The organism is Haloglycomyces albus DSM 45210 (assembly GCF_000527155.1).
GTDB lineage: Bacteria > Actinomycetota > Actinomycetes > Mycobacteriales > Micromonosporaceae > Haloglycomyces > Haloglycomyces albus.
The window spans coordinates 2917809-2942692 of the sequence record NZ_AZUQ01000001.1; the positions used below are offsets into that span (position 1 = coordinate 2917809).

Genomic DNA, 24884 nt, shown 5'->3' on the forward strand with positions numbered 1-24884 from the left:
TTGATCAAGCGACTCCACCTGTCCAGCCTATATTGCCATGCCCTTGGCGCGCGGTCGGCACGGTCACGTGCGCGAAGTGCCATAGTGTCATGTGCCATACGACCCACGGGCGTATGGAACGGGCGCTCGAAGGCTCTGGGCAGCGGCGCGGGAATCTGGTGTGTTTGCGACGCGATTGGCGACACGCGCGGAATCCCACGATTGCCGTTGACGCGCTTCTAGGATGTGTCGCGTTATGTCCTGTTTCGGGTGCGCCGCTGCCACATGTGGCGGACTCGAAACTCCGAAACCAATCTCTCGGGAGACTTGAATGACAGACGCTCCGACGCAATCGGATTTCACCCCGCCGCAACAGAGCTCGAACGGATCGGAACCACCGACGGCTCTGGGAACCGCAGCGGCCCGTAATCTGGCCACGACCACCAAGAGTGCGCCGCAAATGCAGGAGATCACCTCACGGTGGTTGCTGCGGGTCCTGCCATGGGTCGAGACAACCGGTGGAACGTACCGCGTCAACCGCCGTTTGACCTACACCGTCGGCGACGGCCGGGTGGAGTTCATTAAAGAGGGTTCCGATGTTCGCGTCATTCCTCAAGAGCTGGGGGAAATCGCCCTGCTTCGTCAATTCGACGACGAGGAGGTTCTATCGGAACTGGCCGGTCGCTTTGAACAGCGGGAAGTGCCCGCGGGAGAGGCGCTGGTACGCCGGGATCAGCCCAAAGACAAGGTCATCCTGGTCGCGCACGGACGCATTGAGAAATTCGGGCCCGGACCGTACGGAGAAGAGGCCTCCCTCGGGCTGTTCACCGATGGGGATCACTTCGGTGACGAGGGGATGCTGGACACGGATGCCGTCTGGGATTACGACGCCGTGGCCGCCACACCCGCGATTATTCTGTCCATGCCGATGGAGCGTTTCCGCTCTCTTGCCGACAACAGTGAAGCGCTGAGTCGGCACATTGATCTGTACCGTGAGCGCATGCAGCAGACCGGTAACAAATACGGTGAGGCCCTCATCGATATTTCCGCCGGACACGACGGGGAGCCGGTGCTTCCACAGACCTTTGTGGATTACGACCTGGAGCCTCGGGAGTACGAATTGTCGGTGGCTCAGACGGTTCTGCGCGTTCACAGTAGGGTTGCCGACCTGTACAACAGCCCGATGAATCAAATGGAGCAGCAGCTCCGATTGACCGTGGAGGCGTTGCGGGAACGTCAGGAAGACGAAATGATCAACAACCCGTCCTTCGGTTTGCTGAACAATGCGGATCTGGGACAGCGCATCCCCAGCCGTACCGGACCTCCCACGCCCGACGACATGGACGAGCTCATCAGCCGACGCCGCAATCCGGAGTACATCCTGGGGCACCCCAGGGCCATCGCCGCCTTCGGTCGTGAGTGCAATAAGCGTGGACTCTACCCGGACACGATCAACTACGCCGGGCACCACATGCCGGCCTGGCGTGGAATTCCGATCCTGCCCTGCAACAAGATTCCGATCTCCGATACTCGGACGACCTCGTTCCTGTGTATGCGGACCGGCGAAAAGAACCAGGGCGTGGTGGGCCTGCACCAGACCGGGCTTCCCGATGAATACGAGCCGAGCCTTTCGGTGCGTTTCATGGGTATCGACGAGAAGGCCATTATGCAGTACCTGGTCAGCGCGTACTTCTCCACCTCGATTTTGGTTCCCGACGCCCTCGGGGTGCTGGAGAACGTCGAAATCGGTCGCTAATCGGTTGTCGGTGTCACCGACTCCGATGACGACTGGGAACCGGCCTGTCGAATCCGCTGAGGAGACAGGCCGGTTCCGCTACGAGAAGAACTCGGTGTCCGCTCACTCAGCGGTGGACGCCCGGGTGGTGCGGCACTGGAGGATTCGGAATCGATTCCGTCGCACAACGGATCAGGGCCATCGCAATGCGGCCTTGAGAAATATAATTTCGATGTATAAGTACACGGATGGGACGGTATCCCATGACTCTCTTCGACGGCCAGTTTGACGACGAACGCAACGCAATCGACTCCGCGCTCCGAAAAAATCTCGCGGCTCTGCCCGAGAAAGTGCGAGACGTCGCCACTTACCATTTCGGATGGACCGACCAAGACGGTACTCCCGTCGAAGGACGGCAAGGTAAACGCCTCAGACCGCTCCTCACACTGTTGATCGGCCGAGGTCTGGGGGCCGATTCCGAACAAGTGCTGCCGGCAGCGGTGGCGGTGGAGTTGATTCACAATTTTTCGCTGCTACACGACGATGTGATCGATGAGGACGAATACCGGCGGGCGCGCCGGACCGCCTGGGCCGCTTTCGGGCGTCCCGCGGCCATTCTGGTCGGGGATTCGCTCCATGCCCTGGCCTTCGAGGTACTGGGGGGAATGGAGGTCGATCGCCTACCCACGGCCACGGCGCTTCTGGGAAACACCGTCAATCGCCTGATCCGCGGGCAGATGAGCGACGTTCATTTTGAGCGTCGCTCGCGGGTCGAGCTCAACGAATGCACCGTGATGGCCACCGACAAAACCGCGTCTCTTCTGGAAACGGCGACCTTGCTGGGGGCGTTGAGCGCGAGTGACGACCATGAGGTCGGGCAGCGTGCCGGAGCCTTCGGGTATCATCTAGGCCTGTTGTTCCAGCACGTCGACGACCTGTTGGGAATTTGGGGTGACCCCGCTAAAACCGGTAAATCCACCTATTCCGACCTGGCCAATCGCAAGAAATCCCTGCCCATTGTGGCGGCGCTGGAATCGTCGCGGGCCGAAGCGACTCTCCTTCGGGACTATTACTACCGAGATACGGCTACCGACGACGCGTCGCTGGCGGACATGGCTCGGCTGGTGGAGGAGTGCGGCGGCCGGGACGCGAGTCGCGAATCGGCTCGCGTCCACCACCGCGCGGCATGCGACGCCCTGGAAGACCTGCCGCTGGAAGAAACCATCAAGGCGCAATTGCACACCGTAGCCACCGACCTGATCAATCGGGAGTCCTAAATGGTTCAACCACGTACCCTCCTCTTGGCCTCCCCACGGTCATTCTGTGCCGGAGTCGAGCGTGCCATCGCTATCGTCGAGCGGCTCTTGGAACAGCACGGCCCACCGATATACGTCTACAACCACATCGTGCACAACCTTCACATTGTGGAAGATTTGTCGCAGCGGGGAGTGGTATTCGTACACGATTTGACCGAGGTTCCTTCGGACGCCCGCCTGGTGTTCTCCGCTCATGGGGTGGCACCTGCATTGCACGAGGAGGCCAAGGAACGCCGTCTCGACACCGTCGATGCCACCTGTCCTCTGGTGTCGAAGGTGCATGCCGGAGTGCATCGTGCGCTTAAAGACGGACGCCACGTCATTCTCATTGGGCACCAAGGGCATGACGAATCAAACGGTGTCGTCGGGATCGATCCCGAACACATTACTCTGGTCGAGACAGTAGCTGATGTCAGACGACTCGACGTCCCCGACCGCCCGTTGGCCTATGCCTGTCAGACCACGCTGTCGCAGACGGAGTCAGCCGACATCATTGCGGAGCTGGAAGCACGCTTCCCACATATCGTTCCGCCCTCGGGCGACGATATCTGTTATGCGACCACCAATCGACAGAATGCACTGGACGCGGTCGTCGACGAGGCGGACGTGGCGTTGATCCTCGGGTCGCGGTATTCCTCGAACACGACCCGACTGTGGGAACTGGCCGCCCGCAACAACACTCCGGCGCACCTGATCGCCGATTCCTCGGACATCCGCGACGAATGGCTGGACGAGGGGGCGACGGTGGCGATCACGGCCGGAGCTTCGTCCCCGCCTACGCTCGTAGACGAGGTGGTGGAACACTTGAGTGAATTGGGTCCGGTCCAAGTGGAGGAACGGGTTCACGCGCGAGAGAACGTGCAGTTTCAGCTGCCTCTGAAAGTGCGTTCATAGAGAGAGGACGGTGGGCACGATGACCTCTCGATTGGCATCGGCGGTACGAGCGATCGGTCGAACGTCGATAGGGCGGGCCGTGACCACTTTCTTTTCGCGGAACCGGACCGATAATGCCGCGGGGTTGACCTACTATTCGGTACTTTCGCTGTTCCCGGCTCTTATAGTGGGAGTATCGGTCATCGGTATGCTCGACCCCGGTGCCACCGGACGTTTCCTGGCGAATTTCAATGACGTGCTCCCCGAATCGGTACTGTCCCTCCTGGATAAGGTCGTGGGAAATCTGCAATCGAACCGCCAGGCCGCAGGTGCGGTGGCATTGCTGGGTACGTTGACGTCGTTGTGGGCGGCGGGCAATTACATCGCGGCCTTCGGTCGAGCCGGAGATTTGGTGACCGGTACCGATACGGGTCGCGCCTGGTGGAAGACGCTTCTTGTCCGCCTCGGATTGACCGCAGGGTGCGGACTTCTGGCGATCGTGGGCGTCATCACGGTCACGTCGGGTAGTTCCGTCGCCTCCACTGTCGGGGGACTGTGGGGGCAGCCCGATGCGACCGCAGCTCTGTGGGGTTGGTTGCGTTGGCTGGTTCTCGCGGCGGTCATCATTACCATTACCGTTGTGCTGTATCGATACGCTCCGAGTCGGAACCTTGCGGCGCGGGAACTGATTCCCGGAGCCTTGCTCGGTATGGTGCTGGCGGTCGCCGCCTCGGCGGCCTTCGGAATGTATGTGTCCTCGGTCGCCGATTACGATGCCACGTACGGTTCGCTGGCCGGCGTCATCATATTTCTCGTCTGGCTCTGGTTGCTCAATACGGTTTTGCTCTTGGGCTTTCAATACGGTGTCACCCGCGGCGAATCCGCTCCTGCGAACGGCGGCGCTGAAGAGGAAGGCTAATTCGGTTCCCACGAACATGCGACGAAGGCGTTCGGTGGCAGTGGGTATGATTTGCGATCCAGTGAGAATGCCCAGCATCACCGCTACGAGAACGGCCAGGGCCGAGCGTGCCGAGTCGGTCGGCTCCACTTCGGCGAAGAGGGCCGTAGCGGCGATGACCACCTCGGTTCCCGGGCCGATAAGCCAGAACACCACCATAAAAGCGATTTGGGCCGGTGGGCCGCGCCAACGACGGTGGACATAGTAGGTCAGGGGAACGATGATGAATCCTCCGACGAACGCGGCCACGACGACGTTGGACAACAGGTCGGTCAGGCTGACCACGCCATAGGCCACCACGAAAACGGCGAGTAGACCGAGGGCCGTGCCCCGAGGTGCGGAGGCGTATAGATACGATCCGCCGGCCATGACTACGAGCCCGACCCAGCCCAACCACGAACCGGGCACCCATCCGATCGGATCGTGGTCGAGGTGGAGCGAGGCGGCGACGCCTCCGGCGATGCCGAAGGTCAACAGCAACAGCGTGGCGCCCGCCAGGAGGAGCCGGGAGGCCCCCGATACCGTCGCACCGGAGGACAGCTCCATCAGACCGACGGTCAGCGCTGTACCCGGTAGCAGGACCACCAGGGCCGCGAATGTGACCTTGTCGGGCTCGCCACCGGTCATGACGTCGGGAACCGAGTACGCGATGAAGGCCACCGTCGCGGCACAGGCGATCGGAAGCAGCATGCCTAGGAGACGAATCCGTGAGGCGGCGAGTTGCAGGCCGGTGGTCAGACCGCCCAGTACCGCTAGAAGCGGCAGTGCGGTGACGGCGGGGCTACGTGTCATTCCCAGTCCCAGCGCGAGAAGTGCGCCGCCGAGAATGGCGACCCACGCGGGGAAACGGGGACGCTGGGTGAGCAGACTGGAGAGCTCTTCGGTGGCGGCGGCCGGATCGCGTGGCCGCTCTTCCAGTCGATCGACGAAGGTGGTGACCTTACCGATCTGGTCGACACGCAAGTGAGTACCACCCGTGATGGCAAAGTCGATTGTTGTGGAGTCGTCGGTATGACGGATGAATATCGAGGTGGGGAAGGCTACGAAGCGAACTCGGAGAAGCCCGTAGGCGTGGGCGATGCGTTGAAGTTGAGCCGTCACCCGATTGGTGGGGGCACCGGCCGCCAACAATGCGGCTCCGATGTGACGCAGCAGCCGAATGACCTCGGGATTCACCGCCCACCTCCCCACGCGAACGAGAACAGGTCTTTCCTTAGATTACTCCCGCAAATGGCGGACATCTCAGGTTCCCGTGGCCGGATACCAGCGTGTGACGGCACCGGTCTGACGCACAGTTGATTACTGTGATCGGCTCGTCACCGTGGAATTGGAGAATATATCGTAAAAGCCAAGGTGGAGCGGTCTTCTTCTATAAAATGTCGAACATCAGACTCAATGTGTCGGGTGATTGTCATGCAAGGTCGGAGGCGCGGGATCGAATTTGTCATTGCCGCTGCCGTCCTGATCGCGGTATCGGTGTTCTCCGCTCCGGCTCACGCCACCGGCCCGATCACCCTCGAAGGCGAGAACATCGTCGATCGCGTGGAGGTCCTGGGAGATCGTCGGGACGAATTGCAGAACGCCATCGATCGGATCGATGTGGAACAGAATATCGGAATCTATGTCGTTTTCATCGACACCTTTGGAGACCGTGGTCCCGATACCTGGGCCCACACGACCGCGCGTCGTTCGGATCTGGGAAGCCGAGATCTGCTTCTGGTCATTGCCACGGAGGACCACCGTTATACCTGGAGTGTTGAGAAAAGCTTTCCTCTGAGCGACAAGCAGTTGGAAGAGGTCGCCAAGAAAGCCGTCGAACCGGAACTCGCGCGGGACCGGTGGGCTCAAGCCGCGTTGGGCGCGGCGAACGGTTGTGAGGCGGCCGCCGCCGGTGAAACGATTCCCTCCGCCAAACCCGACGCCCGAACGACGTATCGGATTATCGCCCTGGCGTCGGCTCTGGCCGTCGTGATCGCCGGAACGGTTGGAATATACCGATGGAAAACCCGTCGCGGCGAGAAGTGAACCGGCGTGAGTCGTGTGACGATCGCTTGCGGCCGAGGAGGTCGAGCCACACTGCGACGGGCCCGATAAACTCGGGTAGGCGATTTCGCCACTGAGTTGAAGCGACGTTCGTAAAGGGGTTTCAGGTGCCGACACCGCCGGAATTGGAATGGCAGGACCGCATCGATCACATCCTGGACAATCTTCCCGCGGCGACGTGGACGGCGTACGGGGAACTAGGGCGAGCCGTGGGGCGTGGGCCACGTCAGGTCGCTCGATATCTCAGTACCGAAGGCACCCGCAACGCCTACCGCGTGCTGCGCTCGAACGGGCGCGTTTCCGACGGGTTCCACTGGAATCATCCCGAACATAAGACCGCACGTGAGGTCTTGAGTGAAGAGGGGATTCACTTTGATCGCTCCGGTCGGGCCGACCCTCACCGTCGGCTTGACGCCGACGACCTCATCGAGCTCATGCGAGACTACGTCCCGTACTTATGTGAGCGTAAAAGGGGACGAGGGCAGCCCGTCTACGGCCTTGTCAGCGGCTCGGCCCGATTCCGCCCGGCCGGTTGCGGGCCGGCGTGCGGTTCGTGAACGATCACCATTGGATCGTGCAGATACCGCTTCCGCAGGCGTCGTAGCCCAGTGGGTTTTTGTGGAGGTATTGCTGGTGGTAGTCCTCCGCGAGCCAAAAATCACCGGCCGTGTCGATATAGGTGGTGATGGGACCGTAGCCGGCCTCGGTGACCGTAGGCTGGAAGGCCTCCCTGCTGGAGGTCGCTTGCTGCTGTTGCTCGTCGGTGGTCGTGAAGATAACCGATCGATACTGCGATCCGACGTCGTTTCCTTGGCGGTGACCTTGGGTGGGATCATGATTCTCCCAGAAGAGGCGCAGGAGCTCCGCGTACGAGACGATCGAGGGATCGTACACGACCTTGACCGCCTCGGCGTGTCCTGTCGTTCCACTGCAGACCTCACCGTACGTGGGATTTTTCCGGTCGCCACCCATGTATCCGACGGCCGTCGTCCATACTCCGTCGGTGCTCCACAACATCCGTTCGGCGCCCCAGAAACATCCCATGCCGAAATAGGCGACTTCTTTCCCTTCGGGAACCGGTCCGTCGATGGGGGTGTGCAATACCGCGTGCTCAATTGTCATATCCCCACTCTAACGCGGGCCGCGGAGTCGGTCGGTTCGAAAGATCAGGCCACGGGTTCCGTCCAGGAATCAGTCCGTATCGCGTTGGTAAAATAGGACATGCTCATTGAGACCCCACGCCTCCGGCTTCGTGAAATGACCGAGAGCGATCTTCCGCGGCTGCGAGCGATACTTCAGGACGCCGAGACGATGACGGCGTATGCAGGCCCGTTCGATGAGGCCATGGTGCGGAATTGGTTCGCACGTATGCTCGAACGCTACCGCAACGACGGGTTTGGACTCTGGGCCGTCAATCGGCGAGGATCCGATGAAATGATTGGGCAGTGCGGGCTCACCAGGCAGCATATTCTCGATAAGGACGTCATAGAAGTGGGCTACCTGTTCAACCGCGCATTCTGGAAGCGGGGTTACGCCGTCGAGGCGGCAATGGCGTGCCGTGACTATGCTTTCGACGACCTCAGGGCCGACCGGGTGTACGCCCAGGTGCGCGATACCAACCTTGGGTCGATGAACGTCGCGATACGTTTGGGAATGACGGTGCGAGGACGTTTCGTGAAACATTATCGTGGCATTGAAATGTCGCACTTTGCCTTCGCGGTGGATCGTCCGGCCGCCACTCGAGAGTAGTCAGATTCCACTGCCGAGGACCATGAGTAATTGCCGTTCCGTTATTCTGTAGCGGGTATTAAATCGGACGCCACGGGAAACCGCGAATCGCGGTCATATAGGAGGTCAACGTTGGCATCCCGGGCAATAGTGGCTAGCGCGTCCGCCGATGACCTTTTTGCGCATTCGGGTGTCACATCGTTTGCACGGCAACCCTTCGCGTCCATAGGCGGACAGCGAGCGTTCAAAATAACCGGACTCGCCGTTGACGTTGACGTACAGCTCGTCGAACGACGTTCCCCCTACGGCGATGGCTTCGGAGAGAACGTCGGTGGTGTGGCGGAGTAGTTCCTTTGCCTTGGTGGAGTTGATGTCACGGCCTTGCCGGGTCGGACTGACACCACTGCGCCACAAGGCTTCGTCGGCATAGATGTTACCGATCCCGCTCACCCAGGACTGATCGAGGAGGACGCGTTTGACATCGCTGTTTTTCGCGCGCAGACGTTCAATCGCCTGTGACGCGCTATAGGCGGGATCGAAAACGTCGGGGGCGATGTGGCTGACTCGATCCGGCAATCCATCGCTGGTTTCGGACAGTTCCATTCCTCCAAAAGTCCGTTGATCGACGAACCACAGCTGGCGTTCGTCTCGGAAACTCATTCGAATGCGCAGATGTCGATGTGGAGAGCGCGGCCGGGTCACCACGTGAAGCTGCCCACTCATGCCGAGATGACAGATGAGGGCTTGGTCGTTGTCGAGATGCAACCAGAGGTACTTTCCACGTCGTCCGGTTCCGGTGATGGAAGCGCCCTTCAATACCTCACTGAAGTAGTCCGCCCCTTCGGCCTGTTTGCGCACGGCCCGGGGGTGGTGGACGGTCACTTGGGCGAATTCGGCCCCGACGAACGCTCTGGCGACGCCCTGGCGAACGGTCTCTACTTCCGGAAGTTCAGGCACGTTGACACTATAGCTCTATTTGGGGTGAACACGAACACCGAGGCCGGCGAACGAGGGCGAGATGAGTCGCACCGAGTACGGGTATGTCGTGCCGTGGGAGCGAATGGGAAAGAATATGGGTGTGGAATTCACTTCGGAATCCGATCGCCCACATGTACGTCGACTGGTCATGGACGGCGTGGTGCAGGCGACGCTCAATATCGACGATCCAACGGAACTGGACGCCGACTATATGCGGCGCATGGGATACGTCATCGATGAGATGGCCCCGTCCGGACTCCCTCTCCGCGCTTTCCATCTGGGCGCGGGAGCGTTGACCTTGGCTCGCTACCTCGCCGCCACGCGGCCGCGTTCGTATCAGCAGGCGGTCGAACCGAGCGATGAGCTGATCGAACTGGTGCGACGTGAAGCTCCCCTGCCTAAAGGAGTACGGGTGAAAATCCGCAGGGGAGACGCGCGTGAGCAAGCGGAGAAGGCACCTGCGGCATGTTATGACCTCATCATCAGCGATGTGTACGATCGGGCCCGGATACCCGGTCACCTCACCACAGAGTCCGCGATCGGCGAGTTCAAACGGGTACTACGTCCCGCTGGTTTCTTCCTGGCGAATTACTGCGACGGGGGTGGGCTGAACTATTTGCGCCGAGCCGTGGCAGGCGTCGTGGCTCAATTTACCCGTGTGGCGCTGATTTCAGAGTCGGCCATCCTGCGGGGACGGCGTTTCGGCAATGCGGTCGTCATTGGCAGTGACGGTGACATTCCAGTGCAATCGATACGGCGTCGCTTGGCGCGTGAGGCTTTCCCCTGCCAATTGCTGGCCGGTGGCGAACTGGAGAATTTCCTCGGTGGGGCGCGACCGCTCCGCGACGACGACCCGCGCGATTCTCCACCTCCGCCCGAGTCGTCCTTCGCTCCACGGCACTAGGGACCGAATCGGGTCCGTGGAGACGGCCAGAATGCTCCACGGACCCGCCTAGGTCTCAGCCGGCTAGGCTATGCAATGGACAGGAGCCGACGGGTGTCGGCTGGAGTGGCCACCTCGCGGCCCGCTATCCGCAGCACGTCGGCGGCCCGCCGTACCAGCTGGGCGTTTGATTCGGCCCTTTCTCCTCGGCGGTACGACGTCGTGTCTTCCAAACCCACCCGCAAGTGGCCACCGGCGGCCACCGACGAAAGCATGACCGGCATGGTGGTTCGACCGATTCCGGTGGCCGAGAAGGTGGTTCCCTCCGGCAGGTATCGGTTGACCGCATCGGTCATGTCGGCCACGGTGGCGGGGTCTCCGGAGGCACCCCCGGGAACTCCGAGCACGAAGTCCACGTGGACGTGACCGCCGTGTGGCAGACCGTCCTTTTCCAGCAATCGAGCGAGATTGGAGAGATGCCCCAGGTCGAAAATCTCGTACTCCGGAACCACGCCGTGGTCCTGCATGGCCTGGTGCAGACGGCGTACGAAGCCCCATCGGTTGAAGAACACGTCGTCGCCGAAATTGACCGAACCCATCGTGCAGGAGGCCATGTCCGGTTCGGCCTCCAAAACGGCGAGACGGTCGGGTTCCGCATCGGTGACGGCTCCGCCGGTGGACAGCTGAATCACCAGGTCGCACGACTCTCTGAGCGCCGATACGGTGTCCTTCAACCGCTGTAGATCCAGAGTCGATGTGGCGTCGTCGTCGCGGATGTGAACGTGAATGATCGACGCTCCCGCCGCCTGGCAGTCGGTCGCGGCGGCGACCAGCTCATCAATGGTTACCGGAAGCGGCGGGCAGTCCGATTTGGAGACCTCGGCCCCGGTGGGAGCCACAGTGATGAATCCCTGGCTCATTGTGCGGGTCCTTCCGGGTTGTCGATCCACCATTGCCGCCCGGATTCGGGGAGTGTATCGATCGGGTCGAAGTACGGGTAATGCCGCTGTAGAGCTTCCGGATCGTCGGCTTCAATCGACGTGCGGTAGTTCTTCGTCCAGTAGGAGATGCCCTTTTCCCGGTCGTAGTCGGCGAGTTGGTGCACCCAGCGTTTTCCGACGAAGGGCACGTCACAGATCAAACGGGGAGTGGCGTATCCCGGGAGGTAACCCATGATCGATTCCTGTAGGAACTGTGCTTTATGGACGGGTAGACGCCAGTGCTCGCTACCGGGGATCATGTCGCACATGTAGAAGTAGTACGGCAGGATCGACGCCTCCCCTTGAAGCGCGAAACACATGTCCAGAAGGTCGGCCGGGGTGTCGTTGACTCCACGCATGAGAACGCCCTGGTTGCGAACATCGCGGACCCCGGCGTCAAGCATCGCGTTAGTCGCCTCGGCAACCGCCGGCGTCACCGAGTTCACGTGATTGACGTGGGTGTGGATGGCCAGGTTGACGCCTTGATCTTGAGCGCGCTTGGCGACCCGGGACATCCCGTCGACGACTTCGGACTGCAACCAGTGCTGCGGGAGCCCCATCAGGGCCTTGGAAGCCAGGCGAATATCGCGGATCGTGTCGATGTCCAACAGGCTTTCGATGAATTCTTCCAGGCGACGCCACGGCATATTCGCCACATCGCCCCCGGAGACCACGACGTCCCTCACTTCATTGTGTTCCCGGAGATAGTTGAGGATGGCCTCTTGGCGACTGACGGGTTTTCCGGCGAGTCGCAGTTTGGCCACCTGCGGCGTCGAATTTCCGACGAGATCCATTCGAGTGCAGTGTCCACAGTACTGCGGACAGGTGGACAGCAGTTCGGCCAGAACCTTCGTCGGATAGCGGTGAGTGAGGCCTTCGGCGACCCACATGTCGTGTTCGTGCAGCGAGTCGCGTGCCGACAGCGGGTGAGACGACCAGCCGGGGAGTCGGTCGCTGGAGACCGGCAGCATGTACCGGCGAATCGGATCGGCGTAAAACGCGTCCGTCCATGAGCCCGGTTGTGCGTCGGTGGCGGAGGGAATCATCGTATTGAGCATTTGGGGTGGCAGGAGCATCGACATCGTAGCGTTGTGCTCCATGTCGTCGGCAATGTCCTCATAGAACCGTTCTGACACCCGATCCCCAAGCACTTCTTTGAGCTGTTTGGGGTTTTTGACACAGTGCGAGCGCTGCCATTGGGCAGAGGCCCACTGTTCTTCAGTCACGTCTTCCCAGCCGGGGAAGCGACGCCAGTCGGGTTCCACCAATTCACGGCGTCGGTACTGGTACGGCTGTTCGATCGCGGTGGCTTGGTGGCCGGCGGTCGGGATGTCTGTCACGGTCGGTCCTCCGTAATTTGTGAGCCAACTGGCCAGGATTTGTGACCAGAATCGTCTTGTGAGTAGGATAACCTTCCGTTACAGTTGTCCGCTAGGTCCCGCATCCTGGGAAAAAGTCTCGCAATATCGAGTTAGAAATTGAGGTCGCCGATGGTGCCGATCGCCTCACCAGTAGGTTTGCATCGAGTTGTCGCGCCGGACGGAGTCTTGCCACAAGCAGCGGAAACCGTCAATTCTGAAGGTGAGATATATGACAACGAGGCTCGAATTCGGGTCGAAAAGCTCAATCTAGATGCTGCTTCGTACCGACAGTTGCATTCAGAACACAATGGAGATTCTGAAGCCATTCGCGCAAACGTGCTTGAAATCATTCAAAAACGCGGAAAAATGCACAATCCCGTGACTGGTTCGGGCGGAATGTTGATTGGAACGGTCGAAGAAGTCGGGCCCGATTGGTCCCTTGATCTCTCCGTCGGACAAAAAATCGCCACCTTGGTGTCGCTGAGTCTCACCCCGCTGGAAATCTATGACGGCCTGGAACAATGGGACGGCCTCAGCGAGCAGATACCCACCGACGGCCACGCCGTACTCTTCGAACGCACCATCGCCGCCGCTCTACCGGACGACTTCCCCGAAAACGTGGCCTTGTCGGCCTTCGACGTATGCGGAGCTCCGGCTCTGACCCGCGACATAGTCACGCGCTTCCGTGACGAAAAGGAGCGCCCACCGACCGTCGCCGTCATCGGAGGGGCCGGCAAATCGGGCAGCCTCGCACTGGCGGCCGCGCGGAAAGCGGGAAGTTCGCAGACCCTAGCGGTGGTTTACGACCACAAGGAGCGCAAAGCCGCCGAGTCTGCGACCCTTGCCGACCACGTCATCGTTGCGGATGCGACCGATCCCATCGCGGTCAGTCAGGCCGTGGCCGAACACGGCGGTGCCGACATCACCGTCGTATGCGTCGACGTGCCCGGCAGCGAACACGGGGCCATTCTGTCGACCAACGCGGGCGGCACGATCATCTTCTTTTCCATGGCCACCTCGTTTTCCGGCGCCGCCCTCGGTGCCGAAGGGCTCGCGGCCGACGTCGAGATGATCATAGGCAACGGCTACCGGCCCGGACATGCCGACTACACCCTAAGCCTGCTACGTGACGACACGTCATTGCGTCGTTATTTCTTTCAACTCGCCCAAGGAGAACAGTCGTGACCGAACTGCCGTTGAACCCCGAACTGGTAGAGCGCGCCCGACAACTCGCCGCTTCCGCCGCCACCCCCATCGTGGACATGGCACACACCCATACCACCGTTTCAGTAGAAAGAGCGACCCTACGTCTCGCCGGCCTGGAAGGAGCCGACACCGAAGGAATTCCATGGGTCAACCGGCTCACCGACACCGTGGCCGAGCAGGTGGGACTGCATGACGGTGTCAGCGAAACCATTTTCCATCAACTGCGCAAAAACGACTATTCCGAGCTCACCGAGCTCGCTCAAGCCGCCGCGGCCGGAGCCGTCGAATTCACCCCGGTGAGCGGAACCGACCGTACCCACGCTCGAAATCTGGCACGCGAGCAGGTAGAGGCCGGTTTGCACCAGGTCAAGGGCCGAAAAGAAGAACGCGACACGATGGTTCGCGATATCGGCGACCCGCCACAGCGCCCCTGGGTGTACCTCATTGTCGCCACCGGCGACATCTATGAAGACATTCCCCAAGCTCAAGCCGCGGCACGCGCCGGTGCCGACATCATCGCCGTGATTCGGTCGACCGGACAGTCCCTACTGGACTACGTCCCCGAAGGTCCCACCCGAGAAGGCTTCGCCGGAACGTACGCGACCGGAGAGAACTTCCGCCTCATGCGAGAGGCCCTGGACGAGACCTCCCGCGAGCTCGGCCGCTATATCCGACTGTGCAACTACGCGTCCGGGCTCTGCATGCCGGAAATGGCGGCCCTCGCCGGTCTCAACCGCCTCGACATGATGCTCAACGATTGCATGTACGGCATTCTGTTCCGCGACATCAACCCCATTCGAACCTTTGTGGACCAGCGTTTCAGCCGCCAGATCCACGCCCTCGGCGGCATCGTCATCAACACCGGCGAGGACAATTACCTCACCACCGCCGACGCGGTGGAATCGGCTCATACCGTCACCGTCTCACAGTTGTTGAACGAACACTTCGCACACGAAGCCGGACTCCCCAACGAGCTTCTGGGACTCGGGCACGCCTTCGAAATCAATCCCGACGTACCCGAATCCTTCCGCCTGGAACTGGCCCACGCTCTCCTAGCGCGCAACCTTTTCCCCGACGCTCCCCTCAAATGGATGCCGCCCACCAAACACATGACCGGAGACGTCTTCAAAGGCAACCTCCTCGACGGATTCTTCAATCTGGCCGGAGCCATGACCGGACAGTCGATCCTCCTGGTCGGGATGATGACCGAAGCGGTCGTGACCCCATGGATCTCCGACCGGGACATCGCGCTGCAGAACGTACGTTACGTGCTCAACGCCTGCGGCGGACTGACGGAGGATTTCCATCCACCACGTGACGGGTTCATCGCCAATCGCGCCAACGACGTGCTCGGCGAATCGGTCAAACTACTCGAAGCCATCGACTCCGACGGACTGCTCAACGCGATCGCCGACGGGACCTTCGGAATCATGAAACGCCCGCCCGAAGGCGGCCGGGGTCTGGACGGCGTCTCCAAGCGCTCCGACGATTACTTCAATCCGGCCACCGACTATCTGGAACAGCTCCCGACCCAGCCACATGAGGAGCGCAAATGAGCGGATCGATCATACGACCTTACGGGGATACCACCGGCGACGGAATGGTGCAGACATCGTTCACCCTGCCGATACCCCACGATAAGAAAGCCGAAGGCGCGGCCCTGCAACTGGCGGGAAAAATGGGTATCTCCGCCCCGATGCTGGTACACGCCAAACAGATGGGGGAGACACACACCTTCTTCGTCGTGTACGGGGCCGTCAACCACCTCGTCAATCTCGACGAAGTCGAAGTGGTGGAACGCGACTTCCCCCTCCTGGGGCCGAAAGAGGTCAACGCCCTCATCAAGGAAAAGCTCGGACGTGAACTGGTCATCGTGGGAGCCTGTATCGGAACCGACGCCCACACCGTCGGCATCGACGCCATCCTCAACATCAAAGGCATTGCCGGAGAAAAAGGACTCGAATACTACCGCGAATTCCGCGTGTTCAACCTGGGGGCGCAAATCAGCGTCCCCGACCTCGTCAATCGAGCGCTCGCCGAGAAAGCCGACGCCGTCCTGGTCAGTCAGATCGTCACGCAACGTGATGCTCATTTGGCCAACACCAAAGAAATGTCGGCCGCCTTCCGCGAGGCACTTCCGCCCGAGAAACGCCCGCTGCTCATTGCGGGCGGTCCCCGTTTCGATGAAAGTTCCACTGAGGAGCTGGGCGTCGATCGGATCTTCTCCCGCCGCACCACTCCGAGTGAAGTAGCCTCCTACATTGTCGCCACCCTGGTGGCCAATGCGAACTGAACCGGCGACGCCGAGCAGCTCACCTCCGTACCGCGACCGGAACCAGCCGGTCGCGCCGACAAGGAAAGTACCACAACATGGCAAATCACGACGGATTCTCCATAGCCCATCGCCGCTACATTCCCCATTCCGAAGCCCACTACGGCGGAAATCTCGTCGACGGGGCCTGGGCCCTTGCCGCCTTCGGTGACGTGGCCACCGAAATCTGCATCCACACCGACGGTGACGAAGGACTGTTCGCCTCCTACAGCGATGTGCAGTTCAAAGCCCCCATTCAAGCGGGCGACATGGTCGAGACCGTAGGGACGATCAGCCGTACCGGTCGACGCTCGCGCACCATCGACTTCGAACTGCGGATCGTCTGTCGTTCCGACTCGGCCGGTAGTACGTCGGCCGCCACCGTCCTCGACCCGCCGATCGTCGCGACCACAGCGACCGGGGTGGTCGTCGTTCCGTGACGGGTTCGCATCTGTGCCTGGACATTGGCTCGACCTACACCAAGGCGCTACACGTTACCTCGGAAGGACGGACCTCCTTTCTCTCGCATCGCACGACTTTGGACACCGATGTGGCCGAAGGAGTGGCGGCGGTGGCCTCAGGGGTATCGCTCCAGTCCGCTTACGCCTGTTCCAGTGCGGGGGGAGGATTGCGCCTCGCGGTAATAGGGAATGAGCCACTGGTGACGGCTCGTGCCGCCTACCAGTCAGGGCTTTCCGCCGGAGCGAAAGTGGTTCACGTGGGTGCTGGAGACGGTTGGGCGGCGGCCGAAGTGGCGGCCGCCCAACCCGACCTGATCCTCTTGGCCGGAGGAACCGACGGAGGCGATGGCGGTCAGGTCGTTTCTCATGCCCGGCGATTGGCTCAGGCCGCGCGCGACCATCCGGAGCTGACCGTTCCGGTGATTTACGCGGGAAATAGCGAGGTCACCGGAGACGTGCGCGACGTACTGTCCGGATTCGAATTCACCTCCTGTGAGAACGTGCTTCCCCGCATCGGTGAACTCAATCCGGAACCGGCTCGCGCCCGCTTGCGCGACGCTTTTCTGGAGCATGTCATCGGCGGTAAACACCTCACCTCGCACACTGAGGTACTCCACGCCATAGCCATGCCCACCCCGGATGCGATGTTGGCCGGAGTCGAATTCATGTCCCGGGAGGTGGATACCGACATCGTGGTCGTCGATGTCGGAGGCGCGACGACCGACGTGTACTCGGCACGCAGACCGGACCCCGAAATCAGCCAGGTCAATGCCGAGGTATCCGGTACGGCGTGGAACAGCCGCACCGTGGAGGGCGATCTCGGTCTGCGCCACAACGCCCGGGGCATCGCCGAGGCCGCCGTCTCCGAAAAGCTTCTCACCGAGGAATGGTATCGACAGTGGGAGCCGCACCTCGACCATCGCGTCGCCCACCCCGAATATCTCGCTTCTCCAGGAGAGGAAGCGGAACTGGATCAACGACTCTGTACTTTGGCCGCTCGCATCGCCGTCCGGCGGCACGCGCGTGGTCAGCGGATCGGAGGTCCACAGCAACCCCGCCGAGGAGCGAAAAACCTCAAATCGACCGGGCTCTTGATTGCTTCGGGGGGATTCTTCCGTGCGCATCCGCGCACGATGATCGACACGTTGCGGTCCGAAGTCATTCGTGACACCGCGGGAGGCATCCAACCCCCGCGAGACGCCGAGGTTCGGGTCGACACCGGTTACCTCCTTTTTGCCATAGGGCTGTTGGGAAAGGACAAACCTCACTTGGCGCAGCGGCTGACTGAGATCGTGGTCGGGTGAATGCCTAATCTGGGCACGTGACCAGTAAAACGCCGATCGAGGCCACCGAACCGGACAGGGCGGCACCCGCCTATGTCATGAGTGCTGCCCTGGCGGTCACGACGGCCAGTGTATTGCCGGTATTTCTCTTCGGCGGTCTCGCCGTCCAAATGGCCGACGACATACACCTGACCCCTTCCATCATCGGCTGGGCCTCAGGGCTGTATTTCACCTCGGCGGGAGCGACCTCGATCCTGGCCGGGCGCTTGGTGGAGAAATGGGGAGCGACCCGTTGTGCCTTCATCGGAGTGGGCCTGGCCGCACTCTGTCTGCTGTCCATCGGCCTGTTCGTGGACAACCGGTTCGCATTGATCGCCGTAATGGTACTTGCAGGACCCGCCAATGGATTCGGCCAGCTGTCGTCGAATGCCTATCTGTCCCGCTGGGCTCCGGTACGACACAAGGGATTGTTCTTTGGGGTTAAACAGGCGGCTATACCGCTGTGTACCTTCATCACCGGACTCAGCGTCCCGGCCATAGCACTCGTCTACGGTTGGAGAGCCGCCTTCGTACTGGCCGCCGCGGCGTCGGTATGCGCCATGTTCCTGATCCGGCGTTTCCACGGCCCCAGCGAACGGGCGGGCCGATCGGTGGGACAACCGGTGCGTGACCGTCGACTGATTCTGATGATGCTGGTGGCTCTCTGCGGAGCGATCGCGGCCACCAGTCTTGGGCCGTTCCTCGCCACATACGCCGTCGCCGAAGGCAATAGCCGCCATTTCGCCGGAATTCTCCTACTGTCGGGCGGGTTCGCGGGAATCGTCGCCCGTACGGTCGTGGGGGGCGTGGCCGATCGCTGGCGCGGCGGGGAACTGAATCTCACCATCGTGATGATGGGCGGTGGAATCATTGGAACGGTTCTGCTGGCGATAAGTACGACACCTTTGATCATCGTGGGTACGGTCTTCGGTTTCGCGTTGGGCTGGGCTTGGCCGGGCCTCCACAATCTCGCGACCACCAAACGTTACGCTCAGCAGCCGGGCGCGGCGACCGGTTTCACGCAGACCGGCGTCTATCTCGGCGGCGCGATCGGACCCATCGGGTTCGGTGCCGTGGTGGAGTACGTCGGCTGGACGGCCGCATGGCTGATGTCCAGTTCGCTGTTTATCCTGGCCATTGCCCTGCTATGGGCGGTCAAACGAATCGAAACCTCCCACGGGGATTCGCCGCGCAGCGACAACGCCGGTTAGAATCTCGCGGGTGGATAGACGCTTGTAGCGGCTCCCGCGACCTGTGTCAATGAACTCACCGGGGTATTTCGGTCGGACTCTGGCATGCACGGGTGGACCGATTGCGGTTAAGCTAGCAAAAGGTAGGTTCAATGGCGAGCTTACCTTTTGTGAGAAATTGGAAAGGTATTGGGAACAGATGTCAAGTACGGTCGCTGACGAGTCACGCAAGCGCGTATTGATCGCCGAAGACGAAGGACTGATTCGGCTTGACCTCGCCGAAATGCTCACCGAAGAAGGATACGAAGTGGTGGGTGAGGCAGGCGACGGGGAACAGGCCGTTCGGCTCGCCAAAGAGACCAACCCCGATTTGGTGATCTGCGATATCCAGATGCCGGTGATGGACGGATTGGACGCGGCCGAGCAAATCGTGGGAGCGCGAATCGCGCCGGTGGTTATTCTGACCGCATTCAGCCAACGGGATCTAGTGAGTCGGGCACAGAACGCCGGTGTCATGGCCTACCTGGTGAAACCTTTCCAAAAGTCGGATCTTGTTCCCGCCATCGAGTTGTCTTTGTCGCGTTTCAACGAGATGCAGGCTTTGGAGAACGAGGTCTCGTCGCTCAACGAACGGCTTGAGGTCCGTAAGCTGGTGGACCGCGCCAAGGGACTGCTGATGACGAAGTACGGGATGAACGAGCCCGACGCTTTCCGGTGGATTCAGCGGGCCGCGATGGATCACCGAATGTCGATGAAGGACGTGGCCAATCGCGTGGTGCAGGAAAGCGAAGACGAGGAGTCCTAGCGCCCTGTAGGGGCTGACGGCGGGTCCGGATACGGGATGAACGCAACGCCGTTCCCGGTGGTGTCGGCTCGTGTCGGTGGCAAACGATACCCTCGAGGGGTGAGTATCGACAAGACACGTTTGCTGCTGATCGACGGCCACTCCATGGCCTACCGCGCCTTTTTCGCCCTTCCGGCGGATCGGTTCTCTACCGACGACGGTCAAACCACCAACGCCGTCTACGGTTTCACGTCGATGCTTTTGAAGCTCTTGACGACCGAAGAGCCCACCCATATCGCCGTCGCCTTCGATCTGTCCCGTCAGACCTTTCGCACGGAGGAGTACCCCGAATACAAAGCGGGGCGGGCGAGCACTCCGGACGAGTTCAAGAGCCAGGTACCCCTCATCCAGAATCTCTTGGACGCCTGCAACATCCCTTGGATGACCAAGGACAACTATGAGGCCGATGACATCATCGCCACCCTGACCAGACAAGGGCGCGAGGCGAACGCCGAAATACTGATCTCGTCGGGAGACCGCGATTCGATTCAACTGGTCAGCTCGCATAGCACTCTGCTTTACCCAGGTCGTAAGGTCGACGAACTGACGCGGTACACCCCGGACAAGGTGGCAGAGAAATACCAGGTAACACCGGACCAGTATCGTATTATCGCCGCTCTTGTGGGAGAGAAGTCCGATAACCTCCCCGGGGTCCCCGGCGTCGGGGCGAAAACGGCCGCCAAATGGGTCAAGAAATACCAATCACTCGACGGTATTATCGACAATCTCGACGCGATCGGTGGGAAGGTCGGGGACAATCTCCGATCGCATGTAGACGACGTCAAACGTAATTATGAACTCAACCGCCTGATCGACGACCTCAGTCTCGATGTCGGCCTGGACGAACTTGAATGGCCCGGCTGGGACGTCAAGGAAGTCAATCAACTTTTCGACGGTCTGCAGTTTCGACAGCTCGGTAAGCGACTGGGCGAACAGTTGGGTGACAAAGCCATTGGTCAAGTGAATGAGGAGCCGGAACCGGCCCGCGAACTGACGATCACGACGATCGATCCGGACGGTTTGAGCGAGTGGCTCACGGACGTCGACGACACGGTGTCCATCTCATTCCGTGGCGAGTTCGGTGCGGGCGTTGGAACGATCGAGGCATTGGCTCTTGCGGTATCGGACCGGGTCGCATGGATCGATCCGACCGGAATGAGTCCCGCCGACGACAAGGCCTGGCGCGACTTCCTGGCCGATGCCGACCGGCCCAAGACACTTCATCATGAGAAGCATTTCCGCTGGGCGGCAAAATATCATGGTTGGTCTGAACCGCGAGGAGTCACCACCGATGTCCACATCGCAGCGTACCTGCTGAAACCGGAGCAACGTAGTTTCGATTTGCCGACTTTGACCGAGCAATACCTGCAGCGCGAGCTCACCTCCACCACGCCGCGCAACGAGGGCGTACTGCCGGGGCTGGAAGGTTCGGAATCGCGGGAGACGCAGCGCGACGACGACGCTGCCGCCGCGGTCGCGATCGGTGAACTGGCCGAGGTGCTGACCGACAAATTGGAACAACGTTCGCAGAAGGTTCTGGCCGATACTTTGGAATACCCCATCATCGGGGTATTGGCGGAGATGGAGAGCGTGGGAATCGCCGCCGACGACGATCACTTCGCCGGAATCGAAAGCTCCTTTGCGGCCAAGGCAAAGGAAGCCACGGAAGAGGCATGGGCGACGGTGGGACGCCAGTTCAACATGCGTTCGCCTAAACAGTTGCAGGAGATCCTCTTCGAGGAGCTCGACATGCCCAAGACCAAACGCACGAAGACCGGTTATACGACCGATGCCGAAGCCCTGAGCGGTCTTTATGCCAAGACCGGACATCCGCTGCTCGAACAACTGCTGCGGTTCCGCGATGTCGAGAAACTCAAACAGATCGTGGCAACGCTGCGAGCGACCGTACAGGACGACGGTCGTATTCACACGACGTTCCATCAGACGGTGGCGGCCACAGGGCGTCTGTCGTCGTCGGACCCGAACCTGCAGAACATCCCGATTCGCAGTTCCGCCGGTCGGGACATTCGCGCCGGTTTCGTCGTGGGATCGGGGTACAGCGAGTTGATGACTATCGACTACAGCCAGATTGAAATGCGTATCATGGCGAGCCTGTCCGAGGACGACGACCTGATCGACGCCTTCAAGTCCGGCGAGGACGTGCACCGAGCGGTGGCGGCGAAGGTCTTCAACTCGAGCGAGGACGCGGTGGACAATGAGCACCGCAGCCGCATCAAGGCCATGTCGTACGGGTTGGCGTACGGACTCAGCGCCTACGGGCTGAGCCAGCAGCTCAACGTCTCGGCTGAGGAGGCCGCTCAACTGCGCGAAGACTACTTCCAACGTTTCGGGAAAGTGCGGGACTACTTGAGAAACGTCGTAGAGACGGCGCGCGAAAGCGGCTACACCGAAACCATCATGGGGCGGCGTCGTTATTTCCCGGATCTGAAGTCCAATAACCGGCAGCGCCGGGAAATGGCCGAACGTGCCGCTCTCAACGCGCCGATTCAGGGCAGTGCCGCCGACATCATGAAGAAGGCGATGCTCGACGTGGACGCCGCCGTTCGCGAACGAGACTTGGAATCGCGCGTGTTGTTGCAGGTCCACGACGAGTTGGTCTGTGAGGTCGCGCCGGGGGAGCGCGATGCTTTCTCCGATCTGGTACGGGCCAAAATGGAAAACGCCGCCGACCTGGCGGTGCCGCTGACCGTATCCGCCGGTTTCGGTCCGTCGTGGGAGGCGGCCGCTCACTAGCCGACGCCATCACGAGTATTACGTCCAGGTGACGATTCGAACACGTCTATGACCTCGAGGAAAGGCGTGGTATCGCACACCTCGATCCAGGGGCCATGGCGTAATGCGGTGAATGCGGGTAGGGTAACAGGTGAATGTCGTTTATCCGCATCCTCGGAGGGGAGCAGGATGCCCAGACCAACGGTTTGCGCCAGGATATTCGGCAGCCGAAACAACGTATGCCCACCGTACTGTGACAGTTCGGTGAGTTCACGCACTAATAAGTATCCGGAGCTATAGCCCACATGACGAGCAGCATCGAGGCCACCTCGAGCAACGCTGAAAACAGCACGGTCGATGAATTCGCTTCCGAAGAGGATCTTCTCGCCGCGATTGATGCGACCATTAAATACTTCAACGACGGCGACATTGTCGAAGGCACTGTCGTCAAGGTCGATCGGGACGAAGTCCTGCTCGACATCGGCTACAAGACCGAAGGTGTCATTCCTTCGCGCGAACTGTCGATCAAACATGATGTTGACCCCGACGATGTAGTCTCAGTCGGCGACCACATTGAAGCACTCGTGCTTCAAAAAGAGGACAAAGAAGGTCGTCTGATTCTGTCCAAGAAGCGCGCGCAGTACGAGCGTGCCTGGGGCACCATCGAAAAGATCAAAGAAGAAGACGGAGTCGTGCGTGGCTCGGTCATCGAAGTGGTCAAAGGTGGTCTCATCCTCGACATCGGTCTGCGCGGTTTCCTTCCCGCCTCTCTCGTCGAGATGCGTCGTGTTCGCGACCTCCAGCCGTATGTGGGCCGGGAACTCGAAGCCAAGATCATCGAATTGGACAAGAACCGCAACAACGTCGTTCTGTCGCGGCGTGCTTGGCTGGAACAGACCCAATCCGAAGTTCGCACCGAGTTTTTGCACCAGCTGGCCAAGGGACAGGTCCGGAAGGGAACGGTCTCCTCGATCGTCAACTTCGGTGCCTTCGTCGACCTCGGCGGCGTCGACGGTCTGGTCCACGTTTCCGAACTGTCCTGGAAACACATCGACCACCCCAACGAGGTTGTCGAAGTCGGTCAGCCTGTGGAGGTCGAAGTCCTGGAAGTCGACATGGACCGCGAGCGCGTCTCCTTGTCTCTGAAGGCTACGCAGGAAGACCCCTGGCGCCAGTTCGCCCGCACCCACGCCATCGGCCAGATCGTGCCCGGTAAGGTCACCAAGCTGGTTCCGTTCGGTGCGTTCGTGCGTGTGGAAGACGGCATCGAAGGTCTGGTGCACATCAGCGAATTGGCCGAACGCCACGTTGAGGTGCCTGAACAGGTCGTCAAGGTCGGAAGCGACGCCATGGTCAAAGTCATCGACATCGACCTTGACCGTCGCCGGATCTCCTTGTCGCTGAAGCAGGCCAACGAAGCGTACGTCGAGAACGAAGAGCAGTTCGACCCGACACTGTACGGTATGGCCGCTCAGTACGACGACCAGGGCAACTACATCTACCCCGAAGGCTTCGACGCCGAGACGGGCGAATGGATGGAAGGCTACGACGAGGCTCGCGAAGAGTGGGAGCGTCAGTACGCCGATGCTCGTGCACGCTGGGAAGAGCACGGTCGTCAGATCGCCGAGCGCGTCATTGCCGACCCGCCCGCCAAGCCGGCAGGTGAAGCAGGCGGTTCCGGAGAGGCCAAGCCTGAGAAGCAGGCGGCCAAGAAGGAAGAGCAGCCGAAGGCGGAGGAATCCGGCAGCGGTGGTGGCGGTGTCGAGCCGTCCGGTACGCTCGCGACCGACGAGGCTCTCGCCGCTCTGCGCGAGAAGCTCGCCGGAAGCTAAAGATCGATTGTCGGCCCTCGTTCGAGTTGGCTGACGTGAAAAGGGCCCTTACCCTGGGATTGGGGTGAGGGCCCTTTTCTGCGTTCGGCTGGATCAGGTGGGGCTTGAACCTGCGTTGATGCTTTGCCGCTGTTAAAAATGCGTTCAGTCC

Annotated in this window: 22 protein-coding genes and 1 pseudogene; 17 read left to right on the forward strand and 6 right to left on the reverse strand. The window is 60.8% G+C overall.

Features of this window, described 5'->3' with window-relative positions:
- The first annotated feature begins 310 nt into the window (after nucleotides 1–310).
- The 4 genes from HALAL_RS0113510 (at nucleotide 311) to HALAL_RS19505 (ending at nucleotide 4822) form a co-directional block, all read left to right on the forward strand.
- A complete protein-coding gene (locus HALAL_RS0113510; RefSeq protein ID WP_025274509.1) occupies nucleotides 311–1735 on the forward strand; it encodes a family 2B encapsulin nanocompartment shell protein in 1425 nt (474 codons plus the stop codon).
- 242 nt (nucleotides 1736–1977) lie between these two features.
- A complete protein-coding gene (locus HALAL_RS0113515; protein WP_029767974.1) occupies nucleotides 1978–2991 on the forward strand; it encodes a polyprenyl synthetase family protein in 1014 nt (337 codons plus the stop codon).
- Entirely contained in the window at nucleotides 2992–3924 is a 933-nt protein-coding gene (gene ispH / locus HALAL_RS18260; protein WP_029767975.1) for a 4-hydroxy-3-methylbut-2-enyl diphosphate reductase, read from the forward strand.
- 19 nt (nucleotides 3925–3943) lie between these two features.
- Entirely contained in the window at nucleotides 3944–4822 is an 879-nt protein-coding gene (locus HALAL_RS19505) for a YihY/virulence factor BrkB family protein (RefSeq protein WP_025274510.1), read from the forward strand.
- 498 nt (nucleotides 4823–5320) lie between these two features.
- Here the strand turns inward: HALAL_RS19505 and HALAL_RS19510 are convergent.
- Nucleotides 5321–6052, reverse strand: a pseudogene (locus HALAL_RS19510) (threonine/serine exporter family protein); the annotation flags it as partial.
- A gap of 222 nt (nucleotides 6053–6274) precedes the next feature.
- Between HALAL_RS19510 and HALAL_RS0113535 the strand changes: the two are divergent.
- Nucleotides 6275–6886, forward strand: coding sequence for a TPM domain-containing protein (locus tag HALAL_RS0113535; RefSeq protein WP_025274512.1), 612 nt, complete (start codon nucleotides 6275–6277; stop codon nucleotides 6884–6886).
- A gap of 125 nt (nucleotides 6887–7011) precedes the next feature.
- The gene (locus HALAL_RS0113540; RefSeq protein WP_025274513.1) at nucleotides 7012–7461 is read left to right on the forward strand and encodes an MGMT family protein; all 450 of its coding nucleotides are present in this window, start codon (nucleotides 7012–7014) and stop codon (nucleotides 7459–7461) included.
- Nucleotides 7462–7465: 4 nt separating this feature from the next.
- Here HALAL_RS0113540 and msrA read toward each other — a convergent pair whose 3' ends face one another.
- The gene (gene msrA, locus HALAL_RS0113545; RefSeq protein ID WP_025274514.1) at nucleotides 7466–8026 is read right to left on the reverse strand and encodes a peptide-methionine (S)-S-oxide reductase MsrA; all 561 of its coding nucleotides are present in this window, start codon (nucleotides 8024–8026) and stop codon (nucleotides 7466–7468) included.
- A 99-nt stretch (nucleotides 8027–8125) separates the two neighbouring features.
- Between msrA and HALAL_RS0113550 the strand changes: the two genes are divergently transcribed.
- Entirely contained in the window at nucleotides 8126–8653 is a 528-nt protein-coding gene (locus HALAL_RS0113550) for a GNAT family N-acetyltransferase (protein WP_025274515.1), read from the forward strand.
- 105 nt (nucleotides 8654–8758) lie between these two features.
- Here HALAL_RS0113550 and mutM read toward each other — a convergent pair whose 3' ends face one another.
- The gene (mutM, locus tag HALAL_RS0113555; protein ID WP_029767978.1) at nucleotides 8759–9589 is read right to left on the reverse strand and encodes a bifunctional DNA-formamidopyrimidine glycosylase/DNA-(apurinic or apyrimidinic site) lyase; all 831 of its coding nucleotides are present in this window, start codon (nucleotides 9587–9589) and stop codon (nucleotides 8759–8761) included.
- A 61-nt stretch (nucleotides 9590–9650) separates the two neighbouring features.
- Here mutM and HALAL_RS0113560 point away from each other — a divergent pair, with 61 nt between their 5' ends.
- Nucleotides 9651–10514 carry a spermidine synthase gene (locus HALAL_RS0113560; RefSeq protein WP_025274516.1) on the forward strand — a complete coding sequence of 288 codons (864 nt, stop codon included), beginning with the start codon at nucleotides 9651–9653 and terminating at the stop codon, nucleotides 10512–10514.
- A 68-nt stretch (nucleotides 10515–10582) separates the two neighbouring features.
- Here the strand turns inward: HALAL_RS0113560 and HALAL_RS0113565 are convergent, their stop codons facing one another.
- Together HALAL_RS0113565 and HALAL_RS0113570 are read right to left on the reverse strand one after the other, a co-directional pair.
- Nucleotides 10583–11413 (reverse strand): beta-keto acid cleavage family enzyme, encoded by an 831-nt coding sequence (locus HALAL_RS0113565; RefSeq protein ID WP_029767979.1) that lies wholly within the window; start codon nucleotides 11411–11413, stop codon nucleotides 10583–10585.
- Nucleotides 11410–12813 (reverse strand): KamA family radical SAM protein, encoded by a 1404-nt coding sequence (locus HALAL_RS0113570; protein ID WP_025274518.1) that lies wholly within the window; start codon nucleotides 12811–12813, stop codon nucleotides 11410–11412. The genes HALAL_RS0113565 and HALAL_RS0113570 overlap by 4 nt, the downstream gene beginning before the upstream one ends.
- A gap of 150 nt (nucleotides 12814–12963) precedes the next feature.
- On the opposite strand from HALAL_RS0113570, the gene kdd reads away from it, so the two are divergent.
- The 8 genes from kdd (at nucleotide 12964) to polA (ending at nucleotide 22922) form a co-directional block, all read left to right on the forward strand.
- Nucleotides 12964–14019, forward strand: a complete 1056-nt coding sequence (gene kdd / locus HALAL_RS0113575; RefSeq protein WP_029767981.1) for an L-erythro-3,5-diaminohexanoate dehydrogenase — start codon at nucleotides 12964–12966, stop codon at nucleotides 14017–14019.
- Nucleotides 14016–15596: a lysine 5,6-aminomutase subunit alpha gene (kamD, locus tag HALAL_RS0113580; RefSeq protein ID WP_025274520.1), complete on the forward strand. Its 1581-nt coding sequence runs from the start codon at nucleotides 14016–14018 to the stop codon at nucleotides 15594–15596. Before kdd ends, kamD begins: the two co-directional genes overlap by 4 nt.
- On the forward strand, nucleotides 15593–16333 hold the full coding sequence (kamE, locus tag HALAL_RS0113585; RefSeq protein WP_025274521.1) for a lysine 5,6-aminomutase subunit beta: 741 nt from the start codon (nucleotides 15593–15595) through the stop codon (nucleotides 16331–16333). Before kamD ends, kamE begins: the two co-directional genes overlap by 4 nt.
- Nucleotides 16334–16410: 77 nt before the next feature.
- Nucleotides 16411–16791, forward strand: coding sequence for a 3-aminobutyryl-CoA ammonia lyase (kal, locus tag HALAL_RS0113590; protein ID WP_029767982.1), 381 nt, complete (start codon nucleotides 16411–16413; stop codon nucleotides 16789–16791).
- Nucleotides 16788–18116: a glutamate mutase L gene (locus HALAL_RS0113595; protein WP_029767983.1), complete on the forward strand. Its 1329-nt coding sequence runs from the start codon at nucleotides 16788–16790 to the stop codon at nucleotides 18114–18116. The genes kal and HALAL_RS0113595 overlap by 4 nt, the downstream gene beginning before the upstream one ends.
- 17 nt (nucleotides 18117–18133) lie before the next feature.
- Entirely contained in the window at nucleotides 18134–19345 is a 1212-nt protein-coding gene (locus tag HALAL_RS0113600) for an MFS transporter (protein WP_025274523.1), read from the forward strand.
- A gap of 178 nt (nucleotides 19346–19523) precedes the next feature.
- Nucleotides 19524–20129 (forward strand): ANTAR domain-containing response regulator, encoded by a 606-nt coding sequence (locus HALAL_RS0113605; protein ID WP_025274524.1) that lies wholly within the window; start codon nucleotides 19524–19526, stop codon nucleotides 20127–20129.
- Between the two features lie 99 nt (nucleotides 20130–20228).
- On the forward strand, nucleotides 20229–22922 hold the full coding sequence (gene polA, locus HALAL_RS0113610; protein ID WP_025274525.1) for a DNA polymerase I: 2694 nt from the start codon (nucleotides 20229–20231) through the stop codon (nucleotides 22920–22922).
- Here polA and HALAL_RS18705 read toward each other — a convergent pair.
- Nucleotides 22919–23179: a hypothetical protein gene (locus tag HALAL_RS18705; RefSeq protein WP_025274526.1), complete on the reverse strand. Its 261-nt coding sequence runs from the start codon at nucleotides 23177–23179 to the stop codon at nucleotides 22919–22921. The two genes, polA and HALAL_RS18705, sit on opposite strands and share 4 nt — an antisense overlap.
- 27 nt (nucleotides 23180–23206) lie before the next feature.
- Between HALAL_RS18705 and rpsA the strand changes: the two genes are divergently transcribed.
- Nucleotides 23207–24733 (forward strand): 30S ribosomal protein S1, encoded by a 1527-nt coding sequence (gene rpsA, locus HALAL_RS0113620; RefSeq protein WP_025274527.1) that lies wholly within the window; start codon nucleotides 23207–23209, stop codon nucleotides 24731–24733.
- Nucleotides 24734–24884 lie beyond the last annotated feature (151 nt).